This is a genomic window from Enterococcus sp. DIV0436a, assembly GCF_051711605.1.
GTDB classification, from domain to species: domain Bacteria; phylum Bacillota; class Bacilli; order Lactobacillales; family Enterococcaceae; genus Enterococcus_B; species Enterococcus_B faecium.
On record NZ_JBIONA010000001.1, the window covers coordinates 1,550,663 to 1,577,213 of the forward strand.

26 protein-coding genes, 1 tRNA gene and 5 pseudogenes are annotated in these 26,551 nt (G+C 36.2%); 11 read left to right on the top strand and 21 right to left on the bottom strand.

Annotated elements, in window-relative coordinates; translation table 11 throughout:
* Positions 1-297: 297 nt before the first annotated feature.
* Entirely contained in the window at positions 298-1,107 is an 810-nt protein-coding gene (locus IGL15_RS07545; protein ID WP_047929378.1) for a Cof-type HAD-IIB family hydrolase, read from the top strand.
* Between the two features lie 39 nt (positions 1,108-1,146).
* Positions 1,147-1,644: an isochorismatase family cysteine hydrolase gene (locus IGL15_RS07550; protein WP_010724100.1), complete on the top strand. Its 498-nt coding sequence runs from the start codon at positions 1,147-1,149 to the stop codon at positions 1,642-1,644.
* A 384-nt stretch (positions 1,645-2,028) separates the two neighbouring features.
* Here IGL15_RS07550 and IGL15_RS07555 read toward each other — a convergent pair.
* Positions 2,029-2,102 (bottom strand) — tRNA-Ile (locus IGL15_RS07555).
* A 252-nt stretch (positions 2,103-2,354) separates the two neighbouring features.
* Between IGL15_RS07555 and IGL15_RS07560 the strand changes: the two genes are divergently transcribed.
* The 5 genes from IGL15_RS07560 to IGL15_RS07580 all read left to right on the top strand — a co-directional run bounded on the left by IGL15_RS07560 (position 2,355) and on the right by IGL15_RS07580 (position 5,132).
* Positions 2,355-3,533, top strand: coding sequence for an IS256-like element ISEf1 family transposase (locus IGL15_RS07560; protein WP_000997695.1), 1,179 nt, complete (start codon positions 2,355-2,357; stop codon positions 3,531-3,533).
* 101 nt (positions 3,534-3,634) lie between these two features.
* A complete protein-coding gene (locus IGL15_RS07565; protein WP_002321681.1) occupies positions 3,635-3,958 on the top strand; it encodes a hypothetical protein in 324 nt (107 codons plus the stop codon).
* Positions 3,959-4,121: 163 nt separating this feature from the next.
* Positions 4,122-4,376 (top strand): hypothetical protein, encoded by a 255-nt coding sequence (locus IGL15_RS07570; protein WP_047929400.1) that lies wholly within the window; start codon positions 4,122-4,124, stop codon positions 4,374-4,376.
* Positions 4,377-4,445: 69 nt separating this feature from the next.
* Positions 4,446-4,691: a helix-turn-helix domain-containing protein gene (locus tag IGL15_RS07575; protein WP_002339228.1), complete on the top strand. Its 246-nt coding sequence runs from the start codon at positions 4,446-4,448 to the stop codon at positions 4,689-4,691.
* Between the two features lie 75 nt (positions 4,692-4,766).
* Positions 4,767-5,132: a TIGR02328 family protein gene (locus tag IGL15_RS07580; RefSeq protein ID WP_002296662.1), complete on the top strand. Its 366-nt coding sequence runs from the start codon at positions 4,767-4,769 to the stop codon at positions 5,130-5,132.
* A gap of 60 nt (positions 5,133-5,192) precedes the next feature.
* Here IGL15_RS07580 and IGL15_RS07585 read toward each other — a convergent pair whose 3' ends face one another.
* A complete protein-coding gene (locus IGL15_RS07585) occupies positions 5,193-5,639 on the bottom strand; it encodes a hypothetical protein (RefSeq protein ID WP_192189013.1) in 447 nt (148 codons plus the stop codon).
* A 695-nt stretch (positions 5,640-6,334) separates the two neighbouring features.
* Positions 6,335-6,535 (bottom strand): cold-shock protein, encoded by a 201-nt coding sequence (locus IGL15_RS07590; RefSeq protein ID WP_002293303.1) that lies wholly within the window; start codon positions 6,533-6,535, stop codon positions 6,335-6,337.
* Between the two features lie 395 nt (positions 6,536-6,930).
* Between IGL15_RS07590 and IGL15_RS07595 the strand changes: the two genes are divergently transcribed.
* Positions 6,931-7,080: a hypothetical protein gene (locus IGL15_RS07595; protein ID WP_002296658.1), complete on the top strand. Its 150-nt coding sequence runs from the start codon at positions 6,931-6,933 to the stop codon at positions 7,078-7,080.
* Between the two features lie 206 nt (positions 7,081-7,286).
* Here the strand turns inward: IGL15_RS07595 and IGL15_RS07600 are convergent, their stop codons facing one another.
* From IGL15_RS07600 to gnd, 10 genes are all read right to left on the bottom strand, one after another.
* The gene (locus IGL15_RS07600) at positions 7,287-8,000 is read right to left on the bottom strand and encodes an HAD family hydrolase (protein ID WP_047929401.1); all 714 of its coding nucleotides are present in this window, start codon (positions 7,998-8,000) and stop codon (positions 7,287-7,289) included.
* The gene (gene uxuA, locus IGL15_RS07605) at positions 7,993-9,078 is read right to left on the bottom strand and encodes a mannonate dehydratase (RefSeq protein WP_086319238.1); all 1,086 of its coding nucleotides are present in this window, start codon (positions 9,076-9,078) and stop codon (positions 7,993-7,995) included. Before uxuA ends, IGL15_RS07600 begins: the two co-directional genes overlap by 8 nt.
* Before the next feature lie 16 nt (positions 9,079-9,094).
* Positions 9,095-9,538, bottom strand: coding sequence for a PTS sugar transporter subunit IIA (locus IGL15_RS07610; RefSeq protein ID WP_047929404.1), 444 nt, complete (start codon positions 9,536-9,538; stop codon positions 9,095-9,097).
* Between the two features lie 33 nt (positions 9,539-9,571).
* On the bottom strand, positions 9,572-9,925 hold the full coding sequence (locus IGL15_RS07615; RefSeq protein ID WP_002321678.1) for a hypothetical protein: 354 nt from the start codon (positions 9,923-9,925) through the stop codon (positions 9,572-9,574).
* A gap of 549 nt (positions 9,926-10,474) precedes the next feature.
* Positions 10,475-10,984 (bottom strand): PTS system mannose/fructose/N-acetylgalactosamine-transporter subunit IIB, encoded by a 510-nt coding sequence (locus IGL15_RS07620; RefSeq protein WP_047929406.1) that lies wholly within the window; start codon positions 10,982-10,984, stop codon positions 10,475-10,477.
* 21 nt (positions 10,985-11,005) lie between these two features.
* Entirely contained in the window at positions 11,006-11,863 is an 858-nt protein-coding gene (locus tag IGL15_RS07625) for a PTS system mannose/fructose/sorbose family transporter subunit IID (protein ID WP_002296647.1), read from the bottom strand.
* Between the two features lie 17 nt (positions 11,864-11,880).
* Positions 11,881-12,714 (bottom strand): PTS mannose/fructose/sorbose/N-acetylgalactosamine transporter subunit IIC, encoded by an 834-nt coding sequence (locus IGL15_RS07630; protein ID WP_438767242.1) that lies wholly within the window; start codon positions 12,712-12,714, stop codon positions 11,881-11,883.
* A 13-nt stretch (positions 12,715-12,727) separates the two neighbouring features.
* Positions 12,728-13,831, bottom strand: a complete 1,104-nt coding sequence (locus tag IGL15_RS07635) for an iron-containing alcohol dehydrogenase family protein (protein WP_002300139.1) — start codon at positions 13,829-13,831, stop codon at positions 12,728-12,730.
* 8 nt (positions 13,832-13,839) lie between these two features.
* Complete coding sequence (locus IGL15_RS07640) at positions 13,840-14,841, bottom strand: D-isomer specific 2-hydroxyacid dehydrogenase family protein (RefSeq protein WP_010727733.1); 1,002 nt, start codon at positions 14,839-14,841, stop codon at positions 13,840-13,842.
* 1 nt (position 14,842) lies between these two features.
* Complete coding sequence (gene gnd / locus IGL15_RS07645) at positions 14,843-15,745, bottom strand: phosphogluconate dehydrogenase (NAD(+)-dependent, decarboxylating) (protein WP_002331728.1); 903 nt, start codon at positions 15,743-15,745, stop codon at positions 14,843-14,845.
* Positions 15,746-15,909: 164 nt separating this feature from the next.
* Between gnd and IGL15_RS07650 the strand changes: the two genes are divergently transcribed.
* The gene (locus tag IGL15_RS07650; protein ID WP_002296639.1) at positions 15,910-16,758 is read left to right on the top strand and encodes a MurR/RpiR family transcriptional regulator; all 849 of its coding nucleotides are present in this window, start codon (positions 15,910-15,912) and stop codon (positions 16,756-16,758) included.
* A gap of 645 nt (positions 16,759-17,403) precedes the next feature.
* Complete coding sequence (locus IGL15_RS07655) at positions 17,404-17,610, top strand: DUF3955 domain-containing protein (protein WP_002296638.1); 207 nt, start codon at positions 17,404-17,406, stop codon at positions 17,608-17,610.
* A gap of 201 nt (positions 17,611-17,811) precedes the next feature.
* On the opposite strand, the gene IGL15_RS07660 is transcribed toward IGL15_RS07655, so the two are convergent.
* The 3 genes and pseudogenes from IGL15_RS07660 to IGL15_RS07670 form a co-directional block, all read right to left on the bottom strand.
* Positions 17,812-18,813 (bottom strand): alpha/beta hydrolase, encoded by a 1,002-nt coding sequence (locus tag IGL15_RS07660; protein WP_010728342.1) that lies wholly within the window; start codon positions 18,811-18,813, stop codon positions 17,812-17,814.
* Positions 18,814-18,817: 4 nt separating this feature from the next.
* Positions 18,818-20,732 (bottom strand): annotated as a pseudogene (locus IGL15_RS07665) (alpha/beta fold hydrolase).
* Positions 20,733-20,898: 166 nt separating this feature from the next.
* A complete protein-coding gene (locus IGL15_RS07670) occupies positions 20,899-21,405 on the bottom strand; it encodes a cysteine hydrolase family protein (protein ID WP_104858878.1) in 507 nt (168 codons plus the stop codon).
* A 159-nt stretch (positions 21,406-21,564) separates the two neighbouring features.
* On the opposite strand from IGL15_RS07670, the gene IGL15_RS07675 reads away from it, so the two are divergent.
* A complete protein-coding gene (locus IGL15_RS07675; protein WP_086300056.1) occupies positions 21,565-22,005 on the top strand; it encodes a Spx/MgsR family RNA polymerase-binding regulatory protein in 441 nt (146 codons plus the stop codon).
* Positions 22,006-22,030: 25 nt separating this feature from the next.
* Here IGL15_RS07675 and IGL15_RS07680 read toward each other — a convergent pair whose 3' ends face one another.
* The 5 genes and pseudogenes from IGL15_RS07680 to IGL15_RS07700 all read right to left on the bottom strand — a co-directional run bounded on the left by IGL15_RS07680 (position 22,031) and on the right by IGL15_RS07700 (position 26,436).
* Positions 22,031-23,059: a hypothetical protein gene (locus IGL15_RS07680; protein ID WP_318654154.1), complete on the bottom strand. Its 1,029-nt coding sequence runs from the start codon at positions 23,057-23,059 to the stop codon at positions 22,031-22,033.
* Between the two features lie 54 nt (positions 23,060-23,113).
* Positions 23,114-23,419, bottom strand: a pseudogene (locus IGL15_RS07685) (helix-turn-helix domain-containing protein); the annotation flags it as partial.
* 428 nt (positions 23,420-23,847) lie between these two features.
* A pseudogene (sgrA, locus tag IGL15_RS07690) lies at positions 23,848-24,381 on the bottom strand (LPXTG-anchored fibrinogen/nidogen-binding adhesin SgrA); the annotation flags it as partial.
* A gap of 294 nt (positions 24,382-24,675) precedes the next feature.
* Positions 24,676-25,400, bottom strand: a pseudogene (sgrA, locus tag IGL15_RS07695) (LPXTG-anchored fibrinogen/nidogen-binding adhesin SgrA); the annotation flags it as partial.
* A gap of 195 nt (positions 25,401-25,595) precedes the next feature.
* Positions 25,596-26,436 (bottom strand): annotated as a pseudogene (locus IGL15_RS07700) (lysostaphin resistance A-like protein).
* Positions 26,437-26,551: the final 115 nt, after the last annotated feature.

Here is a 26,551-nt window from a genome sequence, read left to right on the forward strand (position 1 = left end):
TTCTACATCTAGAATATTCCTCATTTGGTTTTAAAGCAAAATATATGCTTTGTTTTCATTGAATATTTTAAAATTTTTTTATCACAAAACGTATTGGTAAGCGCTAACTATTCGTTTTTAATGGCTTTTTATTCAAAGGTATTGACCAAAAACTACTATATATAGCCACCTTTTTCTTAAGAATGTTTTTTGAAAAAATTCATAATGACAAAGCAAGTTAGTTTCATTTTTTTAAATTCTCATTTAATCTTAAGGTAACAGGAAAATAGATATGTAAAAAGAAAGTAGGAAGATAAAATGAAACTAGCAGCGATTGATTTAGACGGTACCTTGCTTGATCGAAATGGAAAGATACCAGAAGAAAATATCCAAGCACTTCGGAAATTTGATGAAAATGGCGGAATCGTAACCGTCGCTACCGGAAGGAACAGCATTTCTGCTAAAGATATTTTTTCCGAATTAGGAATCGGTGGCTATTTGATTTCTTCCAATGGTTCACTGATTGCTGAAATGAAGGATGGAAAAATGGCGAAAGTTCTCAGACGTTCAAAAATAGATAGCGATACACTGAGAAAAGCCTTCTTCTATGCTCAAGAAGCGAAAATATCCATCATTGCTAGCCGAGAAACCCAAGATGATCAGCTGACATTCGATGAATCAAATCTAGTCAAAGATGACCCTTATTATGAACATTTCAATTTGCAGAACCATTCTTTTGATCAAATTTTAAATATGTTGGAAGATCCTTCTCTTAGCTATCTTAAATTAGCATTAACAGATAAGAGTGAAGAAAAACTACAGAAGCTACAAAGAGATCTGCAAGCAGATGGTATCCAATCAGTATTCTCTGATCCGCATTTCTTAGAAATCACGCCTACAGGTATCACTAAAGCTCATTCACTTGTTTTTCTGGCGGATTACCTTGGAATCGAATCGAATGACATCATGGCTTTTGGCGATCAAGAAAACGACATTGCTATGTTGAATTACAGCGGGTTGAGTATTGCGATGGGGAATGCACAGCGACAAGTAAAAGAAATTGCAAACCAAGTAACGCTGACGAATGAAGAAGCTGGTGTTGCTTATATTTTAAAAAACTTTTATTAAAAAGAATAAAATGACGATATGAATGTAGGAGGAAAGAAAATGTTAGTTATTATTGATATGCAAAATCATATTCTTGATCCAAACAGCGAATTTTATATTCCAGAGTCAGATCAATTGGCAGAACGTATTGCTCAAAGATTAGCTAAAGCACGCCAAAATAATGAATATATTCTCTTCACACGGGATATTCCAGTTGAACTGAAGGACAAAGAAGAAGAACGAGAAGATTTGCAATTGATCCCTCTTCTTTCTCCACAAGAAAATGAACGAGTGATTAAAAAGTATTACTTTACGATTCCACCTGAAACTTTAGCTGAAATCAAGGAAACTTTATTTGAAAGCAAAGAAGAACAAAAAGAGATCGAAGTAGTCGGGATTGAAACAAACTTGTGTGTACTCTCTAATCTGATAGGCCTGCAGAGTGCTTTTCCTGAAGCAGACTTTTTTGTTGATCCAATGTTAGTCTCCAGTAGAAAACACGGAGAATCCGCTTTAGAGCTGTTGAAAGATTTCAACGTCTCTATTGTCGAATCATAAAAATATCTATCTTCATTTACGATATTTAACACACAATAAAAAAAGCACGCAGAACTGTTTTAGTCCTACGTGCTTTTTCTATCAAAGTAGATTGGCTTTTTTATGACACAGAGTGAAACGGCAGGCTCACGACCTCTTTCTTAAATGGTGTTCAATCAACTGACCCTCGGTATTAGCTTAACAAACGGAAAAATAGTTCCTCATATTTTGCCGTTTGTTAAGCTAATACTCAGGTCAAAACGCTGATTTCACAACCTCTTCCTTAAACGGTATTCAAAAGCTTGCATCTGCAGTAATAAGAACAGCCAAGTAAAAACATAAGAAGCTGTTTTTACTTGGCTGTTCTTATTACTTGATGCAGGGCAGCTTTTTCACAACCTCTTATGTACCTTGTAGGACTCGAACCTACGACCGGACGGTTATGAGCCGTCTGCTCTAACCAACTGAGCTAAAGGTACATCATAAATAAAATTTATTTTTGTTACTTTTCAACTATAGCACGGATGATAAACTCTCGCAAGTTTCAAAATATAAGTAAAATAATATTGTTATTCTTATTTCTTTTACTTGTATCATAACTATTTTGTTACTTTAATTTTTATTGAGAGTATAAAATATTTTGTGTAAATGAAAAAATCCATACAAAAAAGGAAGTCCCTTCTGTAGAATAAAGTTAACGACAACCAATTCACAGAAAAGAGGACTTCCCTATGAATGATTTTACTACAGAAATTGTGCAAACTCTAGTCACTAAAGGCGATTTAAATGAATTATTCCGTTCGCACTTAGAAAAAGCGATAAACACACTCCTACGGACTGAATTAACGGCTTTTTTAGATTACGAAAAATATGATCGCACTGGTTTTAATTCAGGTAATTCGAGAAACGGTTCTTACTTTCGATCAATCAAAACCGAATATGGTGAATTAACATTGGAAATACCTAGAGATCGTAATGGTGAGTTTAAACAACAAACTTTACCAGCCTACAAAAGAACAAACGATACATTGGAAACCACTATTATCCATTTATTCGAAAAAGGTGTTACGATGTCTGAAATTGCTGATTTGATCGAAAAAATGTACGGTCATCACTATACTCCACAAACCATGTCCAACATGACTAAAGTTCTGACTGAAGAAGTAAATGCCTTTAAATCCAGAGCCTTAAATGATAAGTATGTCGCTATTTTTATGGACGCTACTTACATTCCACTAAAACGTCAAACTGTATCCAAAGAAGCGATTTATATTGCCATTGGTATACGAGAAGACGGCACTAAAGAAGTACTGAGTTATGCGATTGCTCCAACTGAATCAACATACGTTTGGAATGAGCTGCTACAGGATATTAACTCCAGAGGAGTTCAAGAAGTCTTGCTTTTTATTACGGACGGCTTAAAAGGCATGAAAGATACTATCCATCAAATTTATCCTAAAGCAAAATATCAGCATTGTTGTATCCATGTATCTCGTAATATCGCTCATAAAGTACGTGTCAAAGACCGAAAAGAAATCTGTGATGACTTTAAGGCTGTTTATCAAGCTAACTCAAAAGAAGAAGCGAATACCTTCTTATCCGGCATGATTGAGAAATGGAAGAAAAACTATCCTAAAGTGACGCAGTCACTCATAGAAAACCAAGACTTATTAACTTTTTATGATTTTCCACCTAGCATTCGTAGAACCATTTACTCAACCAATCTAATCGAGTCTTTCAATAAGCAAATTAAAAGATACAGCCGTAGAAAAGAGCAGTTTCAAAATGAAGAATCACTAGAACGCTTTCTAGTCAGCATTTTTGATACATACAATCAAAAATTTCTAAACAGAAGCCATAAAGGTTTTCAACAGGTAACCGATACATTAGTTTCAATGTTTACTGAGTAACTAATTATTTTGCAGGAGGACAATTTATTTACACAAAATTATTGACGCTCCCTTTTTATTTGCTTATTTTAGAAAAAATGTTATTCTTTTATTTATTCTCAATGTTAGGAGTGATTATTTTGCCATTTATTGCGATTTTATTCGATTTAGTTGCGGCAGCAGCTTATTTTCTCCAATTAAATTATCAAACCTCAGGAATTCTGTTTATTGGAATGATTTTTCAAGGTGTGATTACCCTTTTGCTTCTTGTCATGATGCTCAGCTATAAAGGAAAAAGATATGCCCGTATTCAAACAAAAGTATTTGTTAAATATGTTTCCATTCGCTATGGGATTATCATTCTTTCCTTTTTGGTGAATGCGATCGTCCTCTTTTTATATGTATTGAATTACTTAGATATCAATCCATTGATTTTTTCTCGATAGATAAGACACATTCAGCGGAACAGTTCCTGCTCATCAGCAGAAAACTGTTCTGCTTTTTCATTTTTCATTGATCTATTCTTCTTTTATTTTCCTAGCATTTCATTTGTGATGTATGCAATAACATGTTATCTTTTATTATATGAATCGTTGAGGAGTCCGTTACATGATTACGTTGGTGAGAGTTTTGTTTTGGGTGCCTGCGGTCGCACTGATCGCAAGTATTGTTTATCTTATGAATTGGAACAAAGAACGGTTTTATTTAGCTATTTTGACTCTTCCGGCTATCTACTTTATGTGGAAAGTTTTTAATTACAACTACTTTGAACCCGATAGTGTTTTTATAGAAGAATTATCAGGACTGGTTTTGTCTTTATTGATCGTCATTCTTTATTTGATACGTTTAAATAAAAAACATTGAGTACTATTGATTGCATGTGTAGCTTTCTATAGTCATTATAACTATTCTACTATAATGAAAGGTGATTAAATGAGTATCGAAGAAGCTATTTTACTGGATACTTTACGTTGTCGTCTGAATTTCTTAAGAACTGGCCGATCTTTATCTCAAGTAGCTGTTTCTAGCGCGTTAAGTATTCCTTTATTCAAATATCGTAAGTACGAAGAAGGAGAAGAAATTCCAAGCATCATTGAATTAATCTATATCGCTGACTTTTACGATATTTCCGTTGATTACCTAATTGGTCGCTCAGAAACAGCAAGCAGACTTAAGTGATTTTTTCCAGCCTTGGTGCTGGTTTTTTCATTTAACGTCTAAAGTTAACAATCTATATATAAAGGAGATATTTCTATGCGATTATGGCATGAAAAATTGATTTCAAAGCTTCCTCGTCAACAGCTTTTAGGACAACATCGGGAATGCTGTGCATTAAGAGGAAATGGCTGGGGAAAGAAACATGCTACTGTGGATTATGTTTTTCACTATTCTCCTTATAGATTATTCCAATATCATCAGCTTGTCATGGATGAAATGGAAAAACGTGGTTACAGCCCAGCACCAGAGTGGAAAAATCCTATGTATCGTGGCAAATCATGCGAAGCATTTTTTGATTTACCTACTGTAGAGCGCAACGTGCCGATTTATCCGGAACACGATGAAGTTTATCTAGCAGAATGTTTAGCAAATTTGGAGCAAAAAGGAATTTATCTTACCTAATATAACTAGAAAAGCCTTCTATCTCCTCTTACTTCATTAAAAAGCTTTAACCATCTTAGATCAAGCTAAAATGTCGTAAGTTTTAGGGTTATCTTCATCCTCACGTGCAAAACTAAAAGTATACTCTAGTTTTGGTTCATCGCCAACTTCCCTAGACATAAATGAACATCTCCTGACGTGGTTTAAAAGTACCGCATCTTCGACGTCTGTATACGATGCACAGCACAGATTGCTTCTTTTGATCTTTCTTTTGATCTTTCTTTTGATTTTTCTGTTGCTTCTTCTACACCTTCTTCGATTACTACATCGATGCTTACAATTGCTTCTGCCTAATATTCCCATGCATCGTCGATTTAAGCCTCTGTAGTCACTGTGATCGTTTCCACATTTTAACTCCTCTGTCGTGGCTTCAGTTGATTTTGTGATCAGTTCAGTTGCTAAGCCAGAATCAGAACAACCTGCCATTGCTAGCGTTAATATTGATAGTAAAAATAGTTTTTTTATCATAAGGTTACCCCCCTGAAAATAGACTAAAATAATAACGCTTTCTTTTTTGTTTTCAGACGAAAATTAATAATTTCTAAATATTCTTAAAAAAAGCTTATAACTATTATGCCTTTTTTAATATATAACACAGTTATTTTTAAAAATAAGAATGCTAAATCACTCTACAATAACGGCGAAAGCACAAAAAACAAAAAAATTATTACGTTATTTAAAAAACAGATGAAAGATCAGGTTTTATTAGATCTCATTCTTTCATCACTTGAAGGGATTTAATGAACTACTTTTTCCTCTTTGTCGTTTTTATATATTCGTATTCCTTCAAACAGTAGGATAGCCTCTTTCAATGCTTGATATTTGAACTGTCCGTTACTTAAAAATTTAGATGTGCCGCCCTCTTCCTAGAACATATTCTTTTTTACTTTTTCATTAATTGACAGACCAATCGAACGAAACTGTAAATTTCGATAGGATAATGATTGGTCAAACTCATTCATTTTCAAGACATCTCGATTCATATTCAAGATAGGAATCTTTTTATCAACATCACTTTATTCGTATTTTCCTCTACCATAAAAGCTTCACGCTCCACAAAATTGTTTTATACACTACTATTCAGCCCATTCAACGACCAATGAATTTTTTCATACAAAAAAACCGTCTTTTCTTTCGAAAAGACGGTTAAAAGTCAATTTTTATTAAGCTTTAACAATGTTTGTTGCTTGAGGGCCACGTTGACCATCTTCAACATCGTAAGACACTGCTTGGCCTTCTTCTAAAGTTTTGAAGCCGTCACCTTGGATAGCTGAAAAATGTGCAAATACATCATTTCCATCTTCACCAGTGATAAAGCCAAAACCTTTGTCTGCGTTGAACCATTTTACTGTACCGTTATTCATAAATAAATTCCTCCTGATACGTATCAATGTACGTTTTTTCGTTGCAATAAATATTTGATAGGCAAAAGGAGTTTTATCTATGTAGATATATCGCTCAAATTACGTTTCAAAATAGATTACTCATTTAATATATCATGCTTTTTCTAATAACACAAGGATAATGCAATGAAATATAAAATTCATTGTCTTCTATTGTCTTCGAATCGAAGAAAAAGTTGAATAACCGCGATTGATTCACTTTTTGTTTTCTTGTTTATTTGCTTTTATCTGCAACTTTTGACTTTAAAATTTCTTAACTATGAAAACCTTTCAATTGGTGGTATACTTATAAATGGAATTTCGTTATCAACGCGTTCGTTGCCTTTCAGCAAGTATTTAAAGAAAGGAGAATGGCTATGACATTCTATAACAAAGATATACAATATCGAGTAACCTTGGATACAGATTTGAATCTATTTGTCGTTTTTGACAAAGAAAATACCAATCATGTAGCGACAGGTGTTACGATCGAACAAGCAGTGCAAGAATTAAAAAAATCTGCATAAGGAGTGGAAACCCTCATATGGACGATTCTCGTTCTTCTCTTTAAACGCATCTACTGGTAGATAACAGTAGATGCGTTTTGTGTTTGTTCTAAATTGTTCACTACAAATAAGGTAGATACTTCAAAATAAAAAATTACTTCTTTTTCATCTGTTCCCTCAGTCGTGCAGGACAATAAATAAAGAGGACTAGAAAATAGTCCTCTTTATTAGAGATACACCCCTTTACTTTCTAAAAATCGTTTTGCTTGATGCAGGTCATAAAATTCATAGTCTGCTTTATTGGATTCATATAAACTTACATCTACTTTCAACTTATGCTTCCCATTATGATCGGGCAACCCTATCAAATGATCTTTGATGAGAAAAGACAAAATGCCCGCTCGCCTTGCTGCTTCGATCCCTGCAATCGAGTCTTCAAATACAAGTGCTTCACTTGGAGGAATATTCATTTTTGAACAAGCTTTCAAAAAGATCTCTGGTTCCGGCTTCCCTTTTTTTACATCATCCCCTGAAATGATTTGATCAAACAAGGCATATAGATTTTCCATTTTTAAATACATTTCTACTTTTACCCGTGTATTAGACGAAGCCACGATTGTATGGATTCCTCTTTCTTTTGCAAAAGCTAAAATTTCTTCTGCTCCTTTTTTCGTATATACTCTCTTATCTTCTTTCACGATTTTTTCTTTATATTGATTGATTGCTTCTCGCCATTTGATATATGGAACATCTTCTCCGTACAAAATGCCCATTTGTTCTCTTATCGCCATTTCTGTTTGGCCAGTTAGTAAATAATAGACTTCCTTACGCATTTCATAATCATACTTCTGTGCTGATTTTACATAAGCACGATAAGCTAAACGTCCAGTTTCTAATAAAAGGCCATCCATATCAAAGATGAAGAGCTTGATTTTATTCATAATGCTCTCCCAGTGGTTTTTCCTTACTTATCGCCTCATATAGACCTTGCATGTAAGTGAGTCCCATTGCACGATCATACAGGCCATATCCAGGCATAGCCACTTCACCCCACACGGTTCTACCATGATCAGGGCGTATAGGACCGTCGAACCCTTCTTGCACCAACGCTTTCATAATATGATACATATCAAGGGAGCCTTCTGTAGAGGGATGTGCCGTTTCTTTGAACTTTCTTTCTCCTAAAAACTCCACGTTTCTGAAGTGGACAAAATGGATGCGCGAACCTATCTCATGGATGATTTCAACTAAATCGTTTTCCGGATTTGCCCCTAAAGATCCTGTGCACAGCGTTAGTCCATTATATGGAGAATCTACTGCATTTAGAATTTTCTTCAAGTCGCCAAGATTTTTCGTCACTCTAGGAAAACCAAAAAGTTCCCATGGCGGATCATCTGGATGGATAGCCATTTTTACATCTGCTTTTTCGCACACTGGAATCACTTTTTCTAAAAAATAAGTCAGATTTTCAAATAATTCTTCTTCGGTCATTCCTTCATACAGTTTTTCCAGCTGAGCGAATTTTTTCAACCGTTCTTCTTCCCAACCCGGCAATTTGAATCCCTTTGACTGGCTGTGTATCAATTGATACATTTCTCCTGGCTCCATCTGATCGACGATTTTCTGATCGTATAAAAGAGAATAGCTTCCATCGTTGTTTTCATTAAACAAATCAGTTTTCGCCCATCCAAAAATTGGTTTGAAGCTATAACAAATCAATCGAACCCCACATCGAGACAAGTTTTTGATTGTTCGTATATAGTTATCAATATAGTAATCTCGTTCATCTGTCCCTGCCTTGATTGCATCGTGGATCGCTACACTTTCAATTCCAAGCAGTTCCAGTCCTTGGCTCTCAACAGATGCTTTCAACTCCTCAATTTCTGAAATCTCCCAAACATCTCCAGGCATTTTAGTCAGCAAAGTTCCAATTATCCCATTTATTCCCGGTATTTGGCGAACATATTTTAATGGGATCGAATCCCCTTTTTCACCATACCATCTAAATCCCCACTTCATCTTTTCAGCCTTCCTTCTAAAAATCGTCCTCATCTAAATTTTTTTCTTCCGCTGAAGCATGCCAAACAGTTAAATTATCTTTTCCTTGTTTGACAATTTGTTCCACCGCTTCTTCTATCGGTGTGTGAAGCATCTGATGATTGATTGCTTCTAACAACATTGGCAGATTCACGCCCCCTATGACATAAGTGGCTGCTTTCTTTTCTTCAGTCAGTTCATTGACTGCCAAGAGCGCTTGATTGTACGGACTTGCGCTAATTAGATCAACAAATATTAGCATGGGTTCTGCTGTGTTGATCATAGTTAATTTTTCTTTGACCTTCTCTCCGAATGTTTGGATGTCCTCCCCAGACTCTAAGCACATTGTTTCAATATGGCTCGATGTCCCGACAATTACTTCCGCCGCATCTTTCAGTCCTTCGCTCAACTTACCATGTGTAACGATCATGATTTCCAACATTAGTCTTCTCACTCCTTGTTTTGCACTTTTTACTTATCGAAAAAGAGCAATAATCTGATTGGCATTTTGCCAATTAAATGTTTTCCCTCGTAAATCTGTTTTGGTCAAATAGAAGAACTGCGCTTGCTTTTTTCTTGCACTAAAAATATAATTGACGTTTTTTTCTTTCAACTTATCAACTTGTTTCAGCCACTGTTCTTTATTTGAAAAATAATTTCCCGAAAACTGTAGCGGTGTATCTGCCCCAACAGAGTCTAGATAAAAAAGAATAGCCTCTTTTTTCATACCCGATCTCACGCTGTCTAAGCCCTTTTCTCCATAACAGCCTTCATCAACAAACGCATACGCTACACTCGGATCATCAATCGTACGGATCATTTCTAGCATCGTTAATATAGATGAAGTATTTCGAATAAAAGTTTGTCTGCTAGGCCATCCGCGAGCTGCTTTTCCCAATAAGAAAAAGTAGCTCCCAAATGCTAGTACAGTGATACCTGTTTGTACGGATAGCAGATCGAATACGTGATGAGGATTTTTGTTATATATCATCATTCCCCACCAACCTAAACTGAACAACAAAATGAAGGACAATAATATAGAGTAGATTGTTTTTTTCCTTTGGTCTTTCCAATCAAACATGAAATAACTTCCTAATGCATGAACGGGTGTATCGTAATAAGTACAGATAACTTTCTCTGCTTTTTCGATATCTCCAACATAAATATTTTTTGATCGGTAGGCTAGCGTATCGTAAGCAATGACTGTCACATCTGTTCTCATACTGTAAATATCTGATACTAATGCTGAAAGAAAACGCTGTTTACTCTTTTTTGTACGGCGCTTACGGTAAATATAGCGATAACGAAATTCCCAATCACGAAACATCTCGTTCTTCTTCATTTTTTCGCCCTCTTTATCTTTTTTCTAAGCATTTGTTTATGACAAATCAAACTTGTTCAATACATCTTTTAATCCTGTTTTAGGTGCAGATGGAGTGGCTTGAAAATAAATATTCTTTACGCCATATTGTTCATTCATTTCTTTCAATTTTTCAGCATCTGATTTATTTAAATAAACAGATTTCGTCACTAAAAGATCTGTCTCAGGATTTTTTTGAGCAATCCCTCCAATATTCAATTCTTCCATGGGGATTCCGTGTTTTACTAAGTCGTAAATCGTTTGGACTGTTTTTGCGATCAAAATACAATTGTATTCTTTAAATTGATATTCATCCCAATAGAATTTAGCTTTCTCTGGTGTAATGACAATTGTTTTTTGTCCTGTACGGCTTCCTGCATTTTTGTAAAGATCTCTCATAAATTTATCTTTTGCTACAACTTCGTCTACAACAAAAATGGAATTCACTCCACTTTTTTGAGATAACGTTACCATTACTTGCCCATGGATCAAACGCTCATCCACACGCGCTAAATTGACTACACCCATCTTATTCACGTTCCCTTCTTTTTATAAAATACCGATTCCTGCTAGCACAATTAATATTCCAGTCAGCCATAATAATGCTTGTGTGACTTTCAATCCTTTTTTCGTATAGAACAAGTACACACCCATTACGACAGCTAAAGGTAATATCCCTGGCACGATTTGATCAAGAATTTCCTGGATAACAAACTCACGTCCGGATATCGCAAATTTCAATGAAGATTCTACTTTTACATAGTTTCCCGCAAGCACCCCCATCATAAACAACCCTAAAACTGATAGCATTTCAATCGCTGTCTGAACACCAGTGTTTTGCATTAGGCCTGTAGCATTACGGCCCATAGTGAAAGCTTGTCTTGCGAAAAATACCCCTAGTAAAACCTGATACAACCCAAAGCAGATAAAAGGAAAAAGTGCGCCTAAAGGACTTCCCTGTTGTGCCCAAGGTACCGCGATTGCGATAAAAATATATTGGACGGTTCCTGAATCGATTGCATCTCCGATTCCTGCTAGTGCCCCCATCAATCCCGCTTTCGTGTTATACATCAAGTCATCCTGCATCAAGATCTCTTTTTCTTCATACTCTTCTTCTGCTCTTTGCTGTTCCATAGAAGACATTAGGCCAGTAATCACACCGCCACCCCAGCTTAATTGAGTGTTGAAGAACAGTAACTGCCGTTTATATGCTGCTTTTAAAGAGTCTTCATCTTTATAAAGTTTTTTCAAGATTGGCATCATTCCGTATAGTAGTGATGGCGCCAAGTAACGTTCAAAAGAGTGAGGAATTTCGTTTGCAAAATGCCATCTCAGATAGGCTTTTGTTACATCTTTTTTCGTGATTTCTTCAGGAGCACCTGTTTGATTATCCATTATTTCAGCCATTTCCCATTCCTCCTAAATTAAAATCCGTCATCATAGTCATCTTCGTCATCAAAAGATGCTGAATTGTTATTGCTTGTGGCAGGCTGTACTTGTTTCCCTTTTTGCGACTGGACAAAGATCAAAGCGATAATAATCCCAAAAATGGCATAAGTAACCATCGTAATATCTAAAGATTTCAAAACAACACTCATAAAATAAGCAAGGAAGAAAAAGACCAGATAATCTTTTCGACCGATAACGTATACAGTTGTCGCGATACCGATTGCCGCTAACCCTCCACCTACTACTTCAAGAATGTGGATAATGACTGTTCCCTCTAAAGCTTTGATTACATCAGCGATCAATGGCGCCCCTAAATATAAAGCAATGAAAACAAGCGGAACGAATAATAAAAATGAGGCAACCGTTGGATAAAGAATAATTGATCGGGCCATAGCTTTTGTATTCAAATCTTCTACAGCTTTGTCTGTATATTTACCTAAAAAAGTATTGATGAAAAAACGAAACTGATACAAGTAACTTCCGAGCAATCCGACTGGCACCGCAACGGCAATCGCTGCTTCTGGCGACAGATCCCCTAATAATGCGACTGGTACTGCGATAGCTGCTGCAATAGATGGTTCAGCTGGCATTGATCCTCCTGGAGAAAAAACCCCCATATAAATCATTTGCAAAGCGGCTGTAACAATCATCGCTTGTGCAACTTCCCCCATGATCAACCCGACGACTAATCCAGTCATCAAAGGAGAAAAACGTAAGGTCAACGTGGCTCCTCCACCTAACCAGCGGGACATAACCGCGGCTACCCATAAAGCAATCAACAAACTTTGTACTACACTTAATGTTTCCATGTGTCCTCCTCCTTCAGATCTTTCTGATATAACCTTCCAGTTCCATCATTGACTGTATCAGTGATTTCTGTGTTACCTCTATAGGAATCAAATGCACTTTCTCTTTCGAATCAATAAATTCAGCCATTTTATCTATTATCTGTTTATCTTTCGGAAATAATCCCATTTGTTCTAGAGAAACCGGCAGTTCTAATTCCCGATACAAAGGATATAACTCGTCTATTTTTTCCCAGCGACCTTCTAGTGCCAGTTGATAGAAAATCCCATACGCTACTTTTTCTCCATGTAGAAAACGATGGCTTTCCGGAATATATTTACTGATAGCGTCATGCATAGCATGTGCTGCCGCATTTCTTGCGTATTTATCTCCTAATCCTCCAACTAAACCAGCAACAGCAAAGATAATCTCTGAAAGCTGTTTGAACTCCGATGTCAGTTTTCTTTGTGCCATATCTTGGATTGCTTTAGCAGAATGATTCAAAATCTCTTCTTTGCAGATCTTCGCAGTATCTTGTGCTAGCTTCAAAAATGATTCATCTTGCAAAAAATCTTGTTCTAAGATGAGCTCAGATTCATACCATTTTGCTAGTGTATCTGCTAACCCGGCAATGAAATATGGAACAGGGGAATCAATCACTAATTGGGGATCTGTTATAAAAAAAGCAGCTTGTCTGTAAAAGTGTTCTGTTTTCCCTTCTGCTTGTCCATTCTCCTTATACATGACAGCAAGAGGTGTCCATGGAGCACAATTACTAGCTAAAGTAGGGATGACGCCGAAATCGATTCTTGCAAGATTGGCACTATAACCCACTAGATCGGTCAGTTTTCCTCCGCCAACGCCAACTACGAAATCGATTTCATTTTTTTTGATGATTGTAGCTATTCGTCTGGCTTCAGCATAACTACATTCTCCAGAATAACGATGATAAAAAAATTGAATCGTTTCGTCATTCAAAAATACTAATTTAGGTAGCGCCTTTTCCCATGATACCGTTCCGTGGGTGACCAGTACTCTTTTCGCGCCGTATGATTTCAAGAGATCAGAAACTTTTGAAATACCACCTTCTTCATATAAATAAAATTGAGGGCCTGTTTTCACTTTTAAACCGTTCACCATTTTCTTCATCATCCTTTTATATAGTTGCTCTTTGTCTGGACAGAACGTTCAGGAAGAAGGTGCTGACTGATCTGTTCGACATCTCTGACACATTTTTCACCCATTGCTTCTAAACATTCCCTTGTGTAGGCCGATATATGTGGCGTAATCACTACTTGTTCAAACGCTAAATACGGATGATCTTGACGTCCCGGTTCTTCTTCTAAAACATCTGTGGCATATCCTGCGATCTTTCCGCTTTTCAGACCATTAATCATCGCTTCTTCATCAACTAAAGCGCCTCTTGCACTATTAGATAGATAAACATTTTCTTTCATCTGATCGACTTCTTTATCAGAAATCATGTGATAGTTCTCTTCTGTCAAATTCGCACATAAACAAATGATATCTGAATGTTCCAGTAATTCTTGAAGTTCTACTTTTTTTGCACCAAAGCTTTCGATGTATAAATCTGATTTGTAAGGATCATAAGCTAGAACATCACAGCGAAAACCGTTACGCAAAATTTCGATTACTCCGCTTCCGGTATTTCCTGCACCAATCACACCAACTGTTTTGTTAAACAGCGTCCTACCGACGAACTCCGCCCGATCTTCCCATCGATCGTCCTTGACTCTTGCTTGTGCTTGTGTCGTGCGTCGAAGCATGGACAACAAATTAGTTATATTATTTTCTGCTACAGCATTTCGTTCAACTAAAGCAGGTATGATAGATACGATTGTCTGGTGTTCTTTTGCTGCTTTTAAATCAATATTGTTGTAACCAATACCATGTCGGGAAATCAATAGCAGTTCATCTTTGTTTTCAAAAAAATCTCGTCGAAAAAATGGCGTAACACTTGCAATAATGATATTGAATCCTTTAAGTAACTCCGCTAGTTCTTTTCCTGGAATCTCTTGATCAACAGTAAAGAAATGAACGTCTCCAACTGACTTTAATCTTTCCAAGTGGTGTGGAAAAACTCTTCCGAAACTGCTGGAATTAACGATTGCTATATGATAATCTGGCATTTTACTCACCCTTTTCAACTATTTCATGTCCGCCAAACCCATTTCTTAGTGCTGAAACTACTTTTGCTGAAAAACTATCTTCTTCCTGTGAAAGATTCCTCATGAACAAACTAGTTGCAATTACTGGAACTGGAACAGCCATTTCTAGCGCTGTTTCAACCGTCCATTTTGCTTCACCTGATGCAGAAACGATTCCCCGATAATTACTTAAATTGGGATGTTCGTTTAACTGATCTTCCATGATTTCCATCAGCCAGCCGCGAATCACCGAACCATGATTCCAAACACGTGCGACTTGTTCCAAGTCAAAAGCATACTCACTTTTTTGTACAAGTTGGAATCCTTCACCGATTGCTTGCATCATTCCATATTCGATTCCATTATGGATCATTTTCAAGAAGTGTCCGCTTCCGGATGCACCAGCATACAGATATCCTCTTTCGATTGCTACATCTTTGAATAATTGTTCCACGGATAGAAAAGTTTCTTTATCTCCTCCAATCATTAAGCAGGCTTGATGTCGTGCTCCTTCGATTCCTCCAGAAGTCCCACAATCCAAGTAACCGATTTCATTTTTCTGAAACTCTTCTGCTCGACGGATTGAATCTTTATAATAAGAGTTTCCGCCTTCAATAACAATGTCTCCTGGTCCGAGTTTTGGAAAAAGTTTTCTTAACATGTTTTCGGTTATCTCTCCAGCAGGAAGCATTAACCAGATGATTTTTTTCTGCTCAAAAGTAGCTAGAAATTCAGAGATCTCTTGATAAGCAGGAATGTCATTTTCTCTTGCCTGACTAACAGCTGTACTTGAAATGTCGAGTCCTTGTACTTTGTGATGGTGCTCTTTTAAGTTTAAAGCTAAATTCAATCCCATTTTTCCCAAACCAATTACACCAATTTCCATGATAGCGCCTCCATTTCTATACCCTCATTATACAAAAAAATATTTTTTTGTAAATAGATTTTACAAAAATATTTTTTGTTTGATTTTTTCCTACTCTCCTTGTATCTTTAACATTAATGAGAACGGAAAAAATGATAATCTTATTATGAAAAGGAGGAATTCTCATGAGCGTCTCCATAAGACTACAAATCAAAACAATGTACAACGACTTCAGCCCAAAAGAACAGGCTATCGCCGATTATATTTTAGAAAATCCAAGCAAAGTAAGTCATAGTCCTATTAGCAATTTAGCAAGTGAACTGGGCATTGCTGACTCTACTTTTTTTCAATTTACAAAAAAACTTGGTTATAATGGATTTAAAGATTTTAAAATGGCCATGTTGATCCAAGAAAATGATCTATCTGCTATTTCTATCCACGAAAATATTCAGAAAACAGATACTGAGCTCACTATGGCGCAAAAGGTGTTCGAGTCTAGTATTTCAACTTTAAATGACACAAAAAAGTTGTTACAACAAAAGGATCTAAAAAAAGCGGCTACTATTATCAATGAATCTAAACGTGTCTATTTTTTCGGTGTTGGCGGTTCAGAGATTGTAGCAACTGACGCTTATCATAAATTTTTGCGTTCCCCTATCGCAACTTCTCACAGCACGGATTACCATATTCAATTGATGGAAGCTTCTTTATTGACGGAAAAAGACTGTGCTGTTTTGATTTCTCACACAGGGCAATCAAAAGAAACAATCCATATTGCTGAAACCGTAAGAAAAACTGGAGCAAAAACAATCGTTATTACTAGCCAAGCTAATTCTTCCCTTGCTAAACTTGGCGATGTCGTTTTTATTTCTATTTCTGAAGAAACAGAATTCCGATCTGAAGCTTTAGCTTCCCGTATTTCTCAACTAAGCATTTTGGACTCTCTATATGTGATTTTGATGTTTTACAACGAAAAAGAATCACGTCGTTCTATCGCTAAAGTTCGACATACTATTTCTGAAATCAAAGAATAGCACCATAACAGAAAAAGCGAAAAATCCATAAAACAAAAAAAGCCACTACCAAATATTTGGTAGTGGCTTTTTTGGTTCTGCAAGGGTGGTACAGAACATCAATAGTCGGTGGGTTAGAACGTATGTCATCGCATCTTTGGAGAAGGTTGTATTGGTATTATTCGAGTTACTTGTTAGATGCGATAACAAAGTTAGTATACAGTAGTAAAAAATTTATCTTTTCTTTTTTTTATTATTTTTGTTTCTTATTTTCTAAAAAATTAAAAAAAATTTTGGTAAATTAAGTATTTCCTTGATAACACTGGCTTTTGGCCTCATTTTAGGTTATCATTTGTAATTTTATTTCACAGTTGATATGATTGTGATGTAAAATAAAAAAGTTTAGGATACATCGAATTTTTGGGGAAATTCTTTTGGGGGTATCCTAAATCTTTTCTATTATATTCCCATATTTTCTATTATTGGTCTAGACGTATGATGGTAAACTTTGTAACTATCTGATTGCTGAATCATTAATTGCTTATCATTAGCCATCTTTGTTTCAAGTTCGCTGGATGGTCATTTTATTCACATCCTAACAAACTTGTCACATTTATAGATTCTTAATCTATTTATCATACAATTATAAAAAAGGAGGTGCTGCTTATGAAAGCTATCCATATTTCTTTGCTTTTTTTCGCTAGTGCATTGATTTTATTTGCTATTCATCTTTGTTCCCAGCCTTATATCAATAACAACGGAATATTAGTGGAACCAGCATTCTTTTGCTTACCACTCGGCTTTTTGTCCCTTCTTGCCTCCGCAGGCTTCGGATTTGTTGCTTTTTTTAAACGATCAAAACAACAAATCTGACTTATAAAATTTACGTAAAAGAGATCGTGACAATAATCGTGTGATATTCCCAAATTTCGAATAAAAGGTGCCCCTTGCCATCTCTAACTCCTCAGTCACAAGTTACAATATTCATAAACCATGAAAAGCTTGTTTATTGAAATTGCTCCTTGTGACTTGGAGCTAAGTGACAGATTACAACCTCTTTTGCATCATAAGACTTTACTCCTTGAAAAACATTACTAACTTTTGATATGTTTCTTGCGCTTGTTTATTGCTGAAATCAAACTGATATTCATGGTTCAAAACAGCATTTTTCTCCGCATAATCTACTTTTGTGACTTTCACCCCCGCTTTCTCAAATACAGAAGTTACTTCTTCCATTTGTTTCGTAAACGTATTTGTATTTCCATCCGTTAAGAATGTGTTTTGCGTCCAACGATCCGCATGTCTGACCAAGGCTAAACTTTTGACCTTCTCTGATTGTTCAAAGTCCTTATTATCAAAGTAAGCCCATCCACATTTTTCATAAAGAAAGCTAGAGATTTTATCACTTACTTGAGTAAATGCAGAAGGATCCAACAGACCAGACAAAGAAATAAACTTCGTAATCTGCTTGTTCTCCAAAGTCGGATCAAGATGATCAGCTTTTTTAATTTCTTCATTTTGAAGTGCTAACAAATATTCTCCACTAATTTGTGCACCTGCCGAATCTCCACCAATCGAAATATTCGACCAATCTGCTTGATCTTTTATCTCTTTTTTAGCTGCTTGAATGGCTTCGTTCAATTGGATAACTGGTGTAGGATGTTTTGCTTCCGGTGATCGTTCATAATCTATATTTACGATGATTTGCTGCGTGTCTGAACATAGATATTCCAAATAATCACGACAATCATTTTTATCCCCTCCTACATATGCGCCTCCATGCATCCAGAAAAGAATCGGTAACTTTTTCTTTTCCACTTTCGGTGTGTAGATATCCATATTATTATTTTTGTATTTTGAAGGATAGGATATTTCTTTTTTTATATCGATTTGTTCGATTTTTTGCTGGAAATCATCTGGTCGGGCATATACTTGTTCTTTTTCACTTGTGTCAAATTGTTTTCTAACAAGCAAGCTAATCGGCTTTGGTGTGATTTGATTAATCAAAAATACAGTGACTAAAATAACTACGATGATAACTGGTACTGCAATCACTATTCGCTTGAACCATTTCATTCATTTACCCTCTCTTTCTTCGCCAAATCCATGTGATAATCGTGCTAACAGATAAAAATCCACCTGAATAAATGAGAAGCGAATGTTTCTTTTCTCCAGTTTTCGGCAACATTCTTTTTTTTGCATCTGTCTTTTTTTGTACTTTCACTGTCATCTGAATCGGTTGCGTATCATCACTTGATTGATCCTCTCGAGGTTCATTCTTTCCCCTATTGTCTGCATTCTCTGTCGGATCTTGCTTTTTTGGTGGAGCTACTGGGATTTTTTTGTAATGGTAAATAATAGTTGGTATCGTCTCATTAAAAACCCCTTCAGTCGGTCCTTCAACATTTGCTAATTCGTATCCTTCGAATGTCTTTTGCTCTGTCATATAATTCTCTCCATAAGCTCCGTAAAGCTGGATTTCGTCCTGGTCTTTGAGTAGACTTTTATTGTTTTCATCCACATACTTTACGTTTATCTGATCATGGAACACTACTTTCAAAAAGTCCGTTACATGTTTCGTGTAGGCAGCATGGTCAACTTCCTGTGCCTTTCCATGCCCTGCTCCTTCTACTAATAAAAGATCTTTATACCCTCCTGATAACTCATATAATTTTTGCGCGTTAGACACAGGTACTACATCATCTGCTGTTCCATGGATAATCAATTTAGGCAATGAATCTGACATTCCAATCGTAGGTAGAGCAGCTTTTGTATCCAAATGCATCTCCTGATCAAAATAGTATTGTTTCAAAAGGCCCATAAATAAATCTTCATGCTCTTGATCCCCAATGATGTCTAACTGATTTTTTATGGCATCCGGTAGTGCGGGGACTACTGTCTGGCTGTACGTAAAACGTAGTTGTTCATCAATTGATGCAAATCCGCAATTTTCAATAATTCCTTTGACATTGACAGGAATATCTTTCGCTAATACAGACATCATCGTAGCTGCTCCCATCGAACCACCATAAAGTAAAATCTTTTGAGATGGCCGCTCTCGAACTTCTTGATTTATCCAGTAAAGGACGTCATCTGACTCATATTGTCCATAGGTCACATAATCGCCTCCGCTATTACCAGTCGCTCTGGAATCAACAAATAATAAATTATACCCGGTCTTATAAAAATCATTGTATTCTTCTGTAACGATCCCGTTATTCCAATTCCCTCGAAATCCGCCATGGATCATGACTGTTTTATCTGAACCTTGATCGACATAATATGCATATACATCCATCATTTTGCCATCTTGTTTGTTTAGTACAGTTTGATGAAGTTGTTTTGTATTTGGATAGAAGCCTGTGTTTTCTGTAGGCGTTGTCCCATCATCTGTACCTCCAAGCATCGACATCAACACACTGTTTTTTGCAAAAGCGATATCGTACAATAGATAAGTAGCAATCAGATGTTTGATAATCTCTTTATCTACACCATAATCATTAACAGCAAGCTCAGTGACTAATAACTCTATTAATTTTGACTTGATGTCTTCTGTTGGTCCATTAAGTATTTCTGTCATCTTGTTTACCGAAGTAATTCAAATATTCTTTACCATTAAAATTTTCACCTTTACCGATATCATCATTTTCTGTCCCATTCTCTTTGTCACTTACTTTAGCAGAAGAGGATTCGTCGTTTGACATTTTTGTAGCTGTTGCTTCTTCTGTTTGTTGGTTATCTGCGGTAGCGGTCGTTTCTTGATCTGTGCTAGTAACAGATGTCTCAGCCGTTGTTTCAGTATTTGTTTCTGTTTGTGAAGTACTCGATTTCGTTTCATTTCCAGCATCAGTAGTTTCTGTGGTTTCTACCTCCCGAGATTCCGATTCGGAAGAAATGCTCTCTCCATATACTGTCCATTGCGGGACGCTTGTACTTACAGCAAATAAGATGACCAACGCTCCCTTTAATACTTGTTTTGTTCTCAAGCTATTCACTCCTTTTTATGTTTCTAGGAGAATTATATGTAAACGCAAACATTTTTTATACAAAAAATAAATGGTTTATCCCATAAAAATAGAACAGGATTATTTTCTCATTTTACGTAATAAAGCAGAATGGATAAACCAGTATCCATTCTGCTTTTTTAAACGAAGAAACAACTTATTGCTCCAAAAATGTCAGAAATCGTTTATCCCAAATTTTCTCGTAAAAAGCGATTGTTTCCTTTGCTTTCATAAAAGGATTATCATAAGTTGTCGTTGCTCCTCTACACATCATAAGCTGGTATCCTAATCCATGAGCAAACTTCACAGTCGTATCTATACAATACTCTGCTTGTGCCCCACATAATTCGATCGAATGACAGTCCAATTCAGTTAATAAAACACTCAAATTAGTCTTATAAAATGAATTCGCATGGGTTTTTCTCACAAAATAACTGTGTACAGGAATAGATAATTCCGACAATAGCTCCCATGGTTTTGTTCCTGGTACTAATTGATCATCTTCGTGTTGAACGAAAATAACTGGCTTTCCAATCGTTTCGTATGTTTTGATTCTTTTATTCACTAATGCTGTCACTGTTTCTAATTCGTGTATCGGCGAAGAATCAAAACATACCCCTTTTTGTAAATCGATCACTACTATTGCGTCGGCTGTGTTTGACATACTTGTGCCTTCTTTCTTTTTTCTTGATTTAATAGTATTTCTTATCTAGCTAGTTCCATTATACGTGACAACATTTTCTTATTTTACACCTCTAAATGGCACTTTTCGACTATTTCTTCATGTTATTATTTCATAAATACTTAGCTATTGGAGGAATGTATGATGATTAAATTGTATACAGGTTCTGGCTGCTCGTCTTCAAGACGCGCAAAACGTTGGCTTATCGTCCATGATATACCGTTTATCGAACAGAACTTAATTCGTCAACCACTAACCAAAAATGAATTTATCCACTTACTAAAATTGACAAACAACGGCGTGACCGAAATGCTCTCTACTCATTCTATTAGTTATAAAAATCTTGTTCACAGAATAGACGAGCTCAGTTTGAGTGAACTATACCTTGAGATTCGTACATCCCCTTCTTTATTGAAAAAACCGATTATCTACGACCAACCTGCAAAACTTTTGACTGGATTTAGCGAAGATAAAATCAGGATGTTCCTTCCTAAAACTAAAAGAAAGCAAGAGCTCAACGAACTCTTGCTTTCTGGTCATCTTGTTGATTTTAAAGAAAACAATCTTTTGGCGATGTCTTGATCTTGGCATAAAAAATCTGCTGTTCTTAATTAACGAAATCCAATTTTTCCAATATGGATCTATTTTTCTCATTCCTGATTTTTATGATCTCAGCTTTCAGACGCGCCCAATCATTTTTTGTAGGTTGTCCATTCCAGTAAAATATCTGTGTATTCGTTTGATCATATGCCTTTTTGTCGATAGGATAATCGCTAATGACAATATCAGGTAACTGATCAGCGGATGCACTATATTTTATTGGGCGTTCAGTCATAGATAATATCCTTTTCTTTGCCCATAATTCCTGAGTTTTACCGTACTTCGATTGAATATAGAATATGACAGGTTGTTCGTGTTTTATAAAAATGTCCCTGACTAGCATACAGTATTGAAAAATCAATCGACTGTTCTTTTCATAATAAGTATTAAGCTCTGGAATTCTGCGAGCTACCCCACTAAAAAACTGTTGCATGATTGGATACATCACTGGAAATATATGCTGAAAATCTCTGTCCTCTGCTGTTTTTCCGAAAGCATCCACCTTCTTTTTTGTCCCAAAAACCCTTGAATACAAATGGATCATTGCCAAATTGACATATAGATAATTTTTTTCTGAAGTTGTAAAACAAATCTTGAAGTTTTTTTCAAAATTTTCTACAATAGACGATTCAATCCACCCCCAACTTTCTTGTACTTTATCTGGAGCATCCAACAAGTCTTCTTCCAAATAGGTATTCATTACACCAAACATAAAATAAAGGTAAGCTTGCTCTGTTGGAGTGATGTGGTTCATCGACCAGAAGTTTGCTTCAAAAAAAGGCTCTAGTATGTAATGCGTAAACTCTTCTTTTGTTATCAATGGATGCACAAATTTGTTCATCTCTTCTGGGACAAACGTAATCGGGTGGCCTTGTTTCATTCGTTGCAACGAAATTCTTAGTAGGCTGATCCATTTCTTTCTATCTATACTACGCGTATATGGCGCATGTTTCGCAAATTTTTCTAATAGTTGACGTTTATTTTTTATACTTGATAATATATCAGAATGATTTTCGTCGAATGACTGCCAATACATCAAGTGAAAAAAGTATCGGATACGGTATTCTTCTCCTTCTATCGGATTACCTTTTTTCAAGCTGCAAGATAAATGATAGTTTTTCAAAATAGTATTAAGTTCTCTTAATTTTCTTTGAATCGTACGCAAACTTATATAATTTTTTTGACTAAGATTTTCTAAGGATTGATAAGTACCTTTGTAAAGTGAATCCAGTAAAATATAACCAATCGTTCCCTCTATCAGTATAGAATAAACTTTACTCAGTAAAAACTGAGAAGAAAACTCGACTTTTATCATCTTGTTTTCTGAAAGAAAAGATAATTTATATTCTGGATACCTTTCGCAAAACGATTCTGCTTGTTGAATCACCGAATTCATCTTAGCCAGGGTGTAGTTTAGATCTAAAGCGATATCCTTCACCACATATAATTTCTCGTCTCTTTCATAACAATAGTTCAAAAATTGATATACTTGCCTTTCATTGATATCAATAAATTCTTCAAACAAAGTACATACTCCTTTTTATCTATTATTTAGACTTATTCCGACAGCTACATGAATAACGTACAAATAGATTCGTTACTGATTTTTCAGAGATACTACCATGCGCAGTGTGCATTGTCAATTATTCTTGCTCTTATTTTCCATTTGTGTTCCTGTTATTTCCTGTTTCTCAAATATGTTAGTAAACAAAAATAGACCTGGCAAAGCTACAACTTCGCCAGGCAATACAGCACTCTCGAATGAAATATTCACTCAAAAATCTATCGTTTTTTATTCAATTTTAGATCTGTTGCTTTTATTCTTTATTTCACTCGATGGAAGAGAGAACGAAAATAGCTTGCTCCTACAATCAAAATGAGTAACACACCCATCCATGTAATTAGCTTGTTCAAGGTTCTACTACCAGTTTCTGGTAAATCGCTTTTTCTATTATCTGTTTCTTTCGCTTTTTCTTGATGATCAATTCCACGAGAAACAAAATCAGGCTGTTTTAGCACACTTTTTAGGTTGCTCCCTGCATTTCTCTTTTGTTCCTTAGTTGGTATGATAGGTACCAAATCAAGTTCATTATTTACTTTTCCTGTGCTGCTTTCACTACTTGTTCTATCCGTACTGCTTTCGCTGCTCGTGCTTCCTGTGCTACTTTCACTACTCGTGTTTTCTGTGCTACTTTCACTGCTCGTACTTTCTGTACTGCTTTCACTACTTGTGCTATCTGTACTGCTTTCGCTGCTCGTGCTTCCTGTGCTACTCTCACTACTCGTGTTTTCTGTGCTACTTTCACTGCTCGTACTTTCTGTACTGCTTTCACTACTTGTGCTATCTGTACTGCTTTCGCTGCTCGTGCTTCCTGTGCTACTCTCGCTGCTCGTGTTTTCTGTGCTACTCTCACTACTCGTGTTTTCTGTGCTACTTTCACTGCTCGTGTTTTCTGTGCTACTTTCACTGCTCGTACTTTCTGTGCTGCTTTCACTGCTCGTACTCTCCGTACTGCTTTCACTGCTCGTACTCTCCGTACTGCTTTCACTACTCGTACTCTCCGTACTGCTTTCGCTGCTCGTGCTTCCTGTGCTACTTTCACTACTCGTACTCTCCGTACTGCTTTCGCTGCTCGTGTTTTCTGTGCTACTTTCACTGCTCGTGCTATCCGTACTGCTTTCGCTGCTCGTGCTTCCTGTGCTACTCTCACTACTCATGCTTCCTGTGCTACTTTCACTACTCGTACTCTCCGTACTGCTTTCGCTGCTCGTGCTTCCTGTGCTACTTTCACTACTCGTACTCTCCGTACTGCTTTCGCTGCTCGTGTTTTCTGTGCTACTTTCACTGCTCGTACTCTCTGTACTGCTTTCACCGCTCGTGTTTTCTGTACTGCTTTCACTACTTGTGCTATCCGTACTGCTTGGCGGTCCAACAACTGTCCAACTGATTGGTTTCAAATTCTCCGTAATCGTCATCTGTCCATTATAAAAAACAATCAAATCAACTTTATCTTTACTCTTGATCTCATCAATCGATAGTTCTGCAGAAATCATTATTGTATACTCAATACCAGCGGTCCATTGTACGTCTTTTAAATAAACTTCCCCAATAACTTTTTCTGAACTTCCATTACCATCCCAACCATATGTTAGAACAGCATGTACATCACTACCATTCACGCTTTTGTTTGGTTTGACTGGAATAGTACTGGAATAGTAATGACTTGTTGTGTCATGTCATAAACAATCCGATCAGTTTTCACAGTAAATGAAAGATTCTCATTTGCCCGTTCATTTGCAGAAGTACTGATTCCAATCATTGCTGCAATTATACTCAGCCCAAGAATAACAAATAATACGGTCGCTGTTTTCTTCATTTCTATCACTCTCCATATAATTACCTTCTATTTGATAAAGGAATTATATAAAATGAAAATGATGAGAACACGACAGTCAGTTGTGAAAATCTAACAAAAGATGTCGTGTATTCGCTTGAATTTGTTTACTTTTTCGTTTAATCAATGACAGACTTAAAAAAGCAAGACCGATATCAGCCTTGCTTTCTTCATCTTTTATTGATAAACAGCAGTGTATTTCTTCATCCGCTTTGTTTTATATGCATAGAGTAACAAACCAACAATCAAGACTAACAAGAATAATGTAGTCGATATAGATGCTTCAGCCCCAAAGTTTCCCCCAGTAATTATTGTATTTTGCGATTGGATCAGAGTGGAGAAAAAACCTTGTTCTTGCGTTCCGCTGACTGGTATACCCAAAATAGCTCCTTGTGTCCAATTCCAAGTAATATGAGCACCAATAGCCGTAAATAAACTTCCTGTACTGTAGATAAGTGCGCTGAAAAAGCAACCTGCTAAAAAGATATTGAAAACTGCCAGAAATGTCATGTTAGGATTCAATCCGTGCAAAAGAGCAAATAATACAGCAGATCCAATCATTGCTATTAACGGACCAAATCTAAGCATCTGATGCTGAAAAAAGCCACGGAATAAAAGCTCTTCTGATGCCCCCCACTGCAATAAATAAAATAAAACTCGTTATCAGCGGCACAATGTTTGCGTTTCCTGAATCTAACCGATACGCACCCGTCAAATATAATGGACTAGTAATAAGCAGAAACACTCCAATTCCAACAACGAGACCTCCCGCTAAATACCCCCAGTCTTTTCCTCGAACAGAAACACCATAATCTTCTATTCTTTTTCCTTCGACCTTACTAGCAAGAAATAAAGCTAGTAAAAAAACAGCTAAATGTCCGACCGTACCGGCAATTGCTCCAATCCATTCACTATTTCCAATAAACATATCCGCAAGTGCATTATTGACAAGAATTCCTAAAACAAAACCAACTAAGACTATTAAAACAGATCCAATCAACCGAATAATCCTGATCATCTTTCATCCCTCCTTTATATTAAGTTTAACAACCCTTTTCTTTCTTGTCTCGTGAAAACTATGTAAATGTTCTCCATCATAGAGAGAATAGATTTTTACGAACTAAGAATATCTA

What these genes read in the sequence shown, in the direction of transcription:
- IGL15_RS07590 (WP_002293303.1), bottom strand. Translation starts at nt 6,535, where the DNA reads ATGAATAACGGTACAGTAAAATGGTTCAACGCAGACAAAGGTTTTGGC.
- IGL15_RS07640 (WP_010727733.1), bottom strand. Translation starts at nt 14,841, where the DNA reads ATGCCAGATTATCATATAGCAATCGTTAATTCCAGCAGTTTCGGAAGA.
- IGL15_RS07615 (WP_002321678.1), bottom strand. Translation starts at nt 9,925, where the DNA reads ATGCTAGAAATGATCCGTACGATTGATGATCCGAGTGTAGCGTATGCG.
- IGL15_RS07625 (WP_002296647.1), bottom strand. Translation starts at nt 11,863, where the DNA reads ATGGCTGAAATAATGGATAATCAAACAGGTGCTCCTGAAGAAATCACG.
- IGL15_RS07650 (WP_002296639.1), top strand. Translation starts at nt 15,910, where the DNA reads ATGAGCGTCTCCATAAGACTACAAATCAAAACAATGTACAACGACTTC.
- IGL15_RS07670 (WP_104858878.1), bottom strand. Translation starts at nt 21,405, where the DNA reads ATGTCAAACACAGCCGACGCAATAGTAGTGATCGATTTACAAAAAGGG.
- IGL15_RS07560 (WP_000997695.1), top strand. Translation starts at nt 2,355, where the DNA reads ATGAATGATTTTACTACAGAAATTGTGCAAACTCTAGTCACTAAAGGC.
- IGL15_RS07620 (WP_047929406.1), bottom strand. Translation starts at nt 10,984, where the DNA reads ATGGGTGTAGTCAATTTAGCGCGTGTGGATGAGCGTTTGATCCATGGG.
- gnd (WP_002331728.1), bottom strand. Translation starts at nt 15,745, where the DNA reads ATGGAAATTGGTGTAATTGGTTTGGGAAAAATGGGATTGAATTTAGCT.
- IGL15_RS07575 (WP_002339228.1), top strand. Translation starts at nt 4,446, where the DNA reads ATGAGTATCGAAGAAGCTATTTTACTGGATACTTTACGTTGTCGTCTG.
- IGL15_RS07545 (WP_047929378.1), top strand. Translation starts at nt 298, where the DNA reads ATGAAACTAGCAGCGATTGATTTAGACGGTACCTTGCTTGATCGAAAT.
- IGL15_RS07680 (WP_318654154.1), bottom strand. Translation starts at nt 23,059, where the DNA reads ATGTATTGGCAGTCATTCGACGAAAATCATTCTGATATATTATCAAGT.
- IGL15_RS07570 (WP_047929400.1), top strand. Translation starts at nt 4,122, where the DNA reads ATGATTACGTTGGTGAGAGTTTTGTTTTGGGTGCCTGCGGTCGCACTG.
- IGL15_RS07580 (WP_002296662.1), top strand. Translation starts at nt 4,767, where the DNA reads ATGCGATTATGGCATGAAAAATTGATTTCAAAGCTTCCTCGTCAACAG.
- IGL15_RS07635 (WP_002300139.1), bottom strand. Translation starts at nt 13,831, where the DNA reads ATGGTGAACGGTTTAAAAGTGAAAACAGGCCCTCAATTTTATTTATAT.
- IGL15_RS07585 (WP_192189013.1), bottom strand. Translation starts at nt 5,639, where the DNA reads ATGATAAAAAAACTATTTTTACTATCAATATTAACGCTAGCAATGGCA.
- uxuA (WP_086319238.1), bottom strand. Translation starts at nt 9,078, where the DNA reads ATGAAGTGGGGATTTAGATGGTATGGTGAAAAAGGGGATTCGATCCCA.
- IGL15_RS07610 (WP_047929404.1), bottom strand. Translation starts at nt 9,538, where the DNA reads ATGTTGGAAATCATGATCGTTACACATGGTAAGTTGAGCGAAGGACTG.
- IGL15_RS07595 (WP_002296658.1), top strand. Translation starts at nt 6,931, where the DNA reads ATGACATTCTATAACAAAGATATACAATATCGAGTAACCTTGGATACA.
- IGL15_RS07565 (WP_002321681.1), top strand. Translation starts at nt 3,635, where the DNA reads ATGTTAGGAGTGATTATTTTGCCATTTATTGCGATTTTATTCGATTTA.
- IGL15_RS07660 (WP_010728342.1), bottom strand. Translation starts at nt 18,813, where the DNA reads ATGAAATGGTTCAAGCGAATAGTGATTGCAGTACCAGTTATCATCGTA.
- IGL15_RS07630 (WP_438767242.1), bottom strand. Translation starts at nt 12,714, where the DNA reads ATGGAAACATTAAGTGTAGTACAAAGTTTGTTGATTGCTTTATGGGTA.
- IGL15_RS07655 (WP_002296638.1), top strand. Translation starts at nt 17,404, where the DNA reads ATGAAAGCTATCCATATTTCTTTGCTTTTTTTCGCTAGTGCATTGATT.
- IGL15_RS07550 (WP_010724100.1), top strand. Translation starts at nt 1,147, where the DNA reads ATGTTAGTTATTATTGATATGCAAAATCATATTCTTGATCCAAACAGC.
- IGL15_RS07675 (WP_086300056.1), top strand. Translation starts at nt 21,565, where the DNA reads ATGATGATTAAATTGTATACAGGTTCTGGCTGCTCGTCTTCAAGACGC.
- IGL15_RS07600 (WP_047929401.1), bottom strand. Translation starts at nt 8,000, where the DNA reads ATGAATAAAATCAAGCTCTTCATCTTTGATATGGATGGCCTTTTATTA.